Here is a 6,926-nt window from a genome sequence, read left to right as displayed (position 1 = left end):
ATTTAGTTTCTAGTCAACTCTATTTTACCATAAACCTTGAGGAGATATTTTATTTTAACAACAAAAAAATGCCGTATTTATGCGGTGTTTGGCGTTTCGCAAACGCCTAAAGATAATAAGTAATTGAAAGGAGAGAAGATTATGAGAAAAAAGTTGAATTTGTTATTTGGACTAGTGCTTATCATCAGTATGATAGTATTGACTGGTTGTGGAGGCTCCGGAGAAACAGGAGAAAAGAACCCGTATGAAGGGAAATGGGTAGCGGTGTCCGCTCAGATGATGGGAATGTCCGTCAGTATAGATGAAGTTTTCGGAGGAGATTTTGAATTTGAAGTGAAAAATGGCGGAAAAGTTTCCTTTTCAGCTGGAGACACTACAGGGAATGGAAAATGGTCTGTCGAAGATGATCAGTTTATCTTGAGCATCGAAGGAGAAGAAATAGTGGGAATCATCGGAAAAGATATTATTTCTTTTGATAATATGCTCGAGATGGGAGTAAAGGTGATTTTTGCAAAGGATGGAACGGATGCAATGGATCCGGCACTCTATCTGACAGAGGAGGAAAATGCAGTCATAGGTGAGTGGGCTGCAGAAAGTGTGGAAGAACTTTTAGGAGACGGACCTCAGACTTCTATGGAAGGAGTAGACAACATCAATGATGCACTGCGTCTTGATTTCAAAAGTGACCGTAATGTAACAGTTATTTATAAAGGGGAGGAGATTGGGACTTTCCCATGGTCAGTTGCACTGGGATATTGTTCGATTGAATCAGAAAATCCATCTCTTACAGTGATGATAAATGACGATGGTACTTTGAAAGTAGACTACAGTGATGATGATGACTACTACACATTCCACTGTGTAAAAAGTGACAGTGAATAACTGAAAAGGATGTGGAAATCATGAAAGGAGGGAAGACGCCATGAAAAAGAAACTGTGGTGTGTGCTGTGTATCATGATATGCATGATGATGATAGCGGCATGTGGACAAAAAAAGAATCCGGAGAAGAAAAAATCGGAAAAAGCAGAGCAGGAAGAAACAGAATTTAAAGACAGAGAAAGTCTTAAATTAAGTTTATTTACAGTGTATTATCCGAAGGCATGGAACTACGATAAAGAGAATATGAAGAAAGATGAAGAATATTCTTACGTTAGATTTTTTGATGGAGATACAGCAGATGGATCCGAGAATGTCATTTCTATAGAAGCGACCAAGGAGGATTCATATACATATCGAAAGAGTTTAATTGCCTTTGGAGTGGATTTAGAGGCATATGCTGAAGGGAAAATGGACACTGTAACAATAGGAAATGCAGAATATACAGCAATGCCGGAAAGTAATTCCATAGAAAAAACGTATATGTATCGTTATGAACAGTCTGGCACATCCTATGATATCAGAGTAAAAGGACAGGAAATAGATGATTCTGACAAAGAATTGCTGGAAGGAATTGTGCTGAAATTAGAGGATGAAGGAAATAAAGACGCACCATGGCCATGGGAGGGAGAGCCTCTTGAACCTGTATTGGCAGAGCAGATGGTAGGTTCTTATACAATCGTTCCGGAATATATCCCATTTAAAGAAGCACAGGGCGTTATGCAGATTATGGATCATCAGTTTGTAAAACAGGGCAATCAGGTATTCCATCTGCTGGAGAATAAACTGGATACTTATGAATATTCAGAAAGTGGACTTGAATTCGTTTCTTTGATGGAATTAGACGATGATTTTGAATATTTGTCTGGGGACAGCAGTGGAATGTTATATCTTTCACCGGGAATCGGAGATGTAATTGGCGTAAAAGATGGGAAAAAAGCACTTCAGACAACAGTAGACGGAGATCTGAATATGCATCCATCCGGAGAATGGGGAATCAGTTTCTGGGTGAACAGTGATACTCAGAAGATTGCGAATCAAGGCGGTAACCTGACGGCAGAACCGTGGATACTGACCGGATTAAATAACGATGAAGAACGCAAGGGACTGTTTTCCATGATAGATGACGTACAGATCACGAATAGTCATATTATGGTTGCCGGATCCATGGCTGCGGAAGATGAAGGCACAAAAATTGTTGTTTATGATTATGATGGTAATCAGCTTTTGAAATTAGGTGGAGAAGATATCAGTTCTCCGGACAAGCTCGGTTCCATTACGGGCATGGCGGAAACAGAAAATGGTTTTGTGGCTGCAGATGGAAATATGCGCGAAATACAATTTTGGGCAAAAGATGGAACGCACGTAGGTGCAATTTCTACAGAGGACATATTTGGTGTCAGTTATCCATGGCTGGAAGATATGCAGCTTTTAGATGACGGCTCTCTGTTAATTATGCTGACACAGGAACGAGACGATGGATCAGCAAATGAATTGATGTTTTTCAGATTGACAGGATTTTAATTGAAAAAATAAAAATCGCTTGCCGGCAGAAATTTATCTGCCGGCAAGTGATTTTTCTGTTTCCTGTTTCCAATATAAAGGTAGAATTTTATCACATCAGTGAATCAATTTTCATATTTATCGTATACAGATATATACAACATAAATGGCATAGAGGATCAACATCAGGAGCCCCTCCTAGTATTTTCAGCAAGAGCAGGCTAGAAGGCTGCAGTTGATCTTTAATGAAAACCAGGGATTTCTGCCCCTTTGCATTTTCCGATTACTTTTCCAAAGATTTTAAAAGAATCAGATTCATAAATCTGGATTGGATGATACTTTTCATTTAATGAAACAAGGTAAACTCCATCCGGACCGTTATGTAGTTCTTTGATATAGGTATTGCCATTAAGATAGAAGATACCGATTTCACCGTTGGAGATACTGTCTTGTTTTCATAGCGACATGAATTCATTTTATGCAAGTGTGGAAATGCTGCATCACCTGGAATTTGCCGGAATGCCTCTTGCAGTTGGTGGTGATCCGGAAGCCCGGCATGGAATTGTGCTGACAGCAAATTATATTGCGAAGCGAAAAGGTGTAAAGACCGGAATGGCATTATGGCAGGCAAAACAGATTTGTCCAGAAATCATATTTGTACCACCACGGATGGACTTGTATTTACGATTTTCCAGATGGCAAGAGAAATCTATTCGGAGTATACGGACAAGATCGAGCCATATGGGATTGATGAAGCCTGGCTGGATGTATCAGACAGCAGAAATCTGAAAGGAAGCGGAATAACGATTGCAAGAGAAATCAGCCATCGGATTAAATACGAACTGGGTGTAACGGTAAGTATTGGAATTTCCTGAAATAAGATTTATGCGAAACTTGGTTCAGATTACAAAAAGCCAGATGCGATTACAGAGTTTAACCGGGAGAATTATAAAAGTATGATTTGGCAGCTTCCTGCATCGGATCTGCTTTATGTTGGAAGACAGACTCGGAAGAAACTTTAGAAGCTGGGTATTCGAACCATTGGGGAACTTGCAGAAAGTGATGAAGCAATGTTAGAAAGCCATTTGTTTTATGAAGTGGATAAATGGTTTATGGAGAGAAAAACAGCATAAGGAGAGAGTGGTATAGATGATATTATTTGGATTATTAACCGGTAGGGATAGTCACTTTCCCTTTATATTCCTGCCGGTTTTACATACGAAGATGGATTCCGGTCAGCAAAGGCAACTCATACAATGCTTTTTGGACATCTTCCCATAATTCACTCATCCAATAAAAACCTTCATCCGATATCAAGACTATATGGGATTCTTTGCTGTTAATTTTCCTAATAAATATCTTTCTGTGCTCATAAAACAATATCCCATACGGATTCACCTCATCAAAATTATTCACAGAATTATACGTTATTTCTGCACTGGAAAAATGGGAGAAAACGTTCCAAAACATTCCAAAATGCAAATTCCGTAATAAGTTATACGGAATTTCAATTTGACACTAAGCATCATTAGTATACTTAGGTTGAATGGTGTGAATAATTATACAAAGAAAAGGCATAATATCCGAAAATATACAAAGTATCCTGCTGTTATAGATGCTGTCATAGACCTAAATGTGAATTTGTATTGCCTCGTATTACCTTATGTTAGATCAGTTACATAGTGTTAATGAAATACTGCTTAAAACCATGTAATATCAATATACTTAGCTGCCATAAAGAAATTTACTTTATGTGCAAAAATACTTCTACTTAGATGTCGCGAAATCAAAAGAAATGTACCTATATTGTTTTAAAATCAAAAGAAATTCAATAAAGATGAAAAGAAAAAAAGTTATTGTACAAAAAAGGTGAACGAAAAAGAAATTCAGCAAAAGTGACGATAAAACACGAACTTAAACTCAGTATAAATGAATAGATATTTGTACCGGATAATAAAAAAGCCGGGGGAGCATATATTTCCTGCTCTGGTTGTGTAAAAAAGATTGATGGATATGAACATACAGTTGTTATGGAAGATAAGACAGTTATCCCAATTGAACAGATAAGTGATATAGAGGGAGAAATGTTTGGAGATATGTTTTAGTAACGCGAGGAGAAGATAAATGAAAACCTTGAACGATTACATGGCAATGTCCTACCGTATGGAAATTGTAGAAGACAAAGAAGAGGGAGGATTTGTAGTTTTTTATCTAGATTTGCCAGGCTGTATTACTTGTGGCGAAACAATAGAAAGTGCAGTAGAAAATGCACAGGATGCAAAAAAGGCGTGGCTTGAAGCTGCGTTGGAAGAGGGGATAGAAATTCATGAGCCAGTTAGCTTGGGAGGGGTGTGATGTATATATTTCAAGATATTAAAATTTGCGAACAACTTTCTAAACGCTTACCGAAAGGAAGGACTTTGACATCACATTAAAAAGCACCTTGTAGGTGCTTTTTCGTACGTGGGAAGATTATTTTATTGTTGACAAAGCCGAACGGCTTATTTTATATTTAAATCACAGGAATAAAGCCGAACGGCTTAAAAAATCAAATTGAAAACAAAATAAAGCCGAACGGCTAATTTTATGGAGACAATATGAAAATTATAGATTCGATAACATTAGGAGCAACTATAAGGGCAAGAAGAAAAGAATTAGGTTATACGCAGAGTGATTTGGCAGAATTTACTGGATTCAGTATTAGTTTTATTTCTGACTTAGAAAGAGGGAAGAAGACGGCAGAGATTGGAAAAGCTTTACAGTTAATTCAACTGTTAGGAATGGATATAAAAATAGAAAAGAGGGGATCAGATGAGTAGAATATTATCTGTTTATATTGAGAAAAATGGAAAACAGGAATATGTAGGTAAGATTGTTGGGGATTCTTCAGTAGATGCTTGTTTTTCTTATGATGATAGTTACATAGAAAAGAATGGAAAACCGATTTCTATTAGCTTACCTTTAGAAGAGAAAGCCTTTGATGAAAAAAGGACAAGATATTTTTTTGAAGGTCTTTTGCCGGAAGGGTTCACAAGAAAATGTGTTGCAGATTGGATGCAAAAAGACGTGAATGATTATCTTTCAATTTTGGCTGGACTTGGCAATGAGTGTCTTGGTGCAATTCAGATTCTTGATGAAAATAGTGGGAAAATAGTACCGGATTATCGAAAACTAACTGAACGTGAGGTTGAGATACTGGCAAAAGAAGGAGCGTCGGAAAGTGCAGAGATTGTGACAAAATCGCATTTGTCTTTAACTGGAGCATCGGGAAAAGTGGGTTTGTATTATGATAAGGCTAATTCTCAATGGTATCTTCCTTTAGGATCTATGCCGAGTACACATATTGTGAAACAAAGTCATGTACGTTTGGAAAAAATTGTTGTAAATGAGCAACTGTGTCTTTTGACGGCAAGTAATTTAGGGATAAAAGTACCAAATAGTTTTATTATAAATAGCCAGAAGATGCAGGGAGAAAATATTTTATTTGCAACAGAACGGTATGATAGAAAATTTAAAAAAGAAAATTATATGTTAAAAGATCTTCAGATCCCATTTAGGTTGCATCAGGAAGATTTTGCGCAGGCAATGGGAATTTCATCTTCAATGAAATATGAAAAAAAAGGTGATCATTATCTAAAGAAAATGTTTGAAGTGATTAGAAAATGCTCTTCAAATCCATTAGAAGATCAGAAAAAATTGTGGGATATTTGTATCTTTAATTATCTAATTGGAAATACAGATAATCATATAAAAAATGTATCGTTGCTTTATGCAGAGAATTTGAATGACATTCGTCTTGCGCCGGCATATGACATGGTCAGCACAATGATTTATGAGAGTAGCACAGAAAATATGTCTTTAGGAATTGGTGGGATTTATGATATACGAAAAATTACAAAAGAATCTTTTGAGGATGAAGCGGTAGCTATTGGGTTGGGTAAAAAGTTTGCAATGAAAAGAATTGACGAAATGAGAGAAGGCGTCCAAGATGCGTTAAATGAGGCAACAGAAAGTTTGGCAGCAGAAGGATTTGATTCTGCAGAAGAAGTAAAAGAAAGAATTATGCAAAGAGGAGGAATTCATTATTTGTAATATTTGCGGGGAATAGTATTCCCAAAAGGATAGATGATAGACGGCTAAGAGAGGCGAGCAAAAGCAAATAAAGTGAATGGGTTACTAAAATATGAAAAATGAAACTTAATGAAATAAAATCGAGGAGAATAATATATGCAAAGTGATATGTTAGAAAAATGTATAGCAATTTCGCAATCTCATTTTTTGTATGTTCCTTATAAAGATTTAACAATTGATCAAATATATGGAGTAGATGGCATTGGAAATAAAGCATCAAGAATTTGTCATTATTGTTCTGTAGATGTACTCAAAAATATTTTAGAAAACGAAAGTTTGCGATTTAGTGACGTGCGTTTTTTAAATGATTCTACAGAATTTATTGAAATTATTCCCTTAGTGAATATGTTGCACAGCATGAAGAATACGCATCAGAGTTTATAGATATGATTCTTAATGACAGTCTTATAAAAGA

General features: G+C 36.4%; 7 protein-coding genes and 1 pseudogene. 7 read left to right on the top strand and 1 reads right to left on the bottom strand.

Annotated features, from left to right (window positions below; genetic code table 11):
* The first annotated feature begins 141 nt into the window (after positions 1-141).
* Positions 142-882, top strand: coding sequence for a hypothetical protein (locus DXB52_RS14525; RefSeq protein ID WP_118107914.1), 741 nt, complete (start codon positions 142-144; stop codon positions 880-882).
* 40 nt (positions 883-922) lie between these two features.
* The gene (locus DXB52_RS14520; protein ID WP_118107912.1) at positions 923-2,401 is read left to right on the top strand and encodes an NHL repeat-containing protein; all 1,479 of its coding nucleotides are present in this window, start codon (positions 923-925) and stop codon (positions 2,399-2,401) included.
* Between the two features lie 221 nt (positions 2,402-2,622).
* On the opposite strand, the gene DXB52_RS14515 is transcribed toward DXB52_RS14520, so the two are convergent.
* Positions 2,623-2,775 (bottom strand): S24 family peptidase, encoded by a 153-nt coding sequence (locus tag DXB52_RS14515; RefSeq protein ID WP_270371313.1) that lies wholly within the window; start codon positions 2,773-2,775, stop codon positions 2,623-2,625.
* A gap of 70 nt (positions 2,776-2,845) precedes the next feature.
* Between DXB52_RS14515 and DXB52_RS14510 the strand changes: the two are divergent.
* The 5 genes and pseudogenes from DXB52_RS14510 (at position 2,846) to DXB52_RS14485 (ending at position 6,895) form a co-directional block, all read left to right on the top strand.
* Positions 2,846-3,255: pseudogene (locus DXB52_RS14510) on the top strand (Y-family DNA polymerase).
* Between the two features lie 1,249 nt (positions 3,256-4,504).
* Positions 4,505-4,735 (top strand): type II toxin-antitoxin system HicB family antitoxin, encoded by a 231-nt coding sequence (locus DXB52_RS14500; RefSeq protein WP_118107908.1) that lies wholly within the window; start codon positions 4,505-4,507, stop codon positions 4,733-4,735.
* A 242-nt stretch (positions 4,736-4,977) separates the two neighbouring features.
* A complete protein-coding gene (locus DXB52_RS14495) occupies positions 4,978-5,199 on the top strand; it encodes a helix-turn-helix domain-containing protein (protein WP_055148387.1) in 222 nt (73 codons plus the stop codon).
* Positions 5,192-6,472, top strand: coding sequence for a type II toxin-antitoxin system HipA family toxin (locus tag DXB52_RS14490; protein WP_118107906.1), 1,281 nt, complete (start codon positions 5,192-5,194; stop codon positions 6,470-6,472). Before DXB52_RS14495 ends, DXB52_RS14490 begins: the two co-directional genes overlap by 8 nt.
* Positions 6,473-6,607: 135 nt before the next feature.
* The gene (locus tag DXB52_RS14485; RefSeq protein ID WP_118107904.1) at positions 6,608-6,895 is read left to right on the top strand and encodes a hypothetical protein; all 288 of its coding nucleotides are present in this window, start codon (positions 6,608-6,610) and stop codon (positions 6,893-6,895) included.
* Positions 6,896-6,926: the final 31 nt, after the last annotated feature.

It is taken from the genome of Ruminococcus sp. OM04-4AA (assembly GCF_003462585.1).
In the GTDB taxonomy this organism is placed as follows: domain Bacteria; phylum Bacillota; class Clostridia; order Lachnospirales; family Lachnospiraceae; genus Mediterraneibacter; species Mediterraneibacter faecis.
This window is presented reverse-complemented; position numbering and strand designations above follow the sequence as displayed.

Coding starts and splice junctions, on each gene's coding strand:
- DXB52_RS14525 (WP_118107914.1), top strand. CDS start 142: ATGAGAAAAAAGTTGAATTTGTTATTTGGACTAGTGCTTATCATCAGT.
- DXB52_RS14520 (WP_118107912.1), top strand. CDS start 923: ATGAAAAAGAAACTGTGGTGTGTGCTGTGTATCATGATATGCATGATG.
- DXB52_RS14500 (WP_118107908.1), top strand. CDS start 4,505: ATGAAAACCTTGAACGATTACATGGCAATGTCCTACCGTATGGAAATT.
- DXB52_RS14495 (WP_055148387.1), top strand. CDS start 4,978: ATGAAAATTATAGATTCGATAACATTAGGAGCAACTATAAGGGCAAGA.
- DXB52_RS14490 (WP_118107906.1), top strand. CDS start 5,192: ATGAGTAGAATATTATCTGTTTATATTGAGAAAAATGGAAAACAGGAA.
- DXB52_RS14485 (WP_118107904.1), top strand. CDS start 6,608: ATGCAAAGTGATATGTTAGAAAAATGTATAGCAATTTCGCAATCTCAT.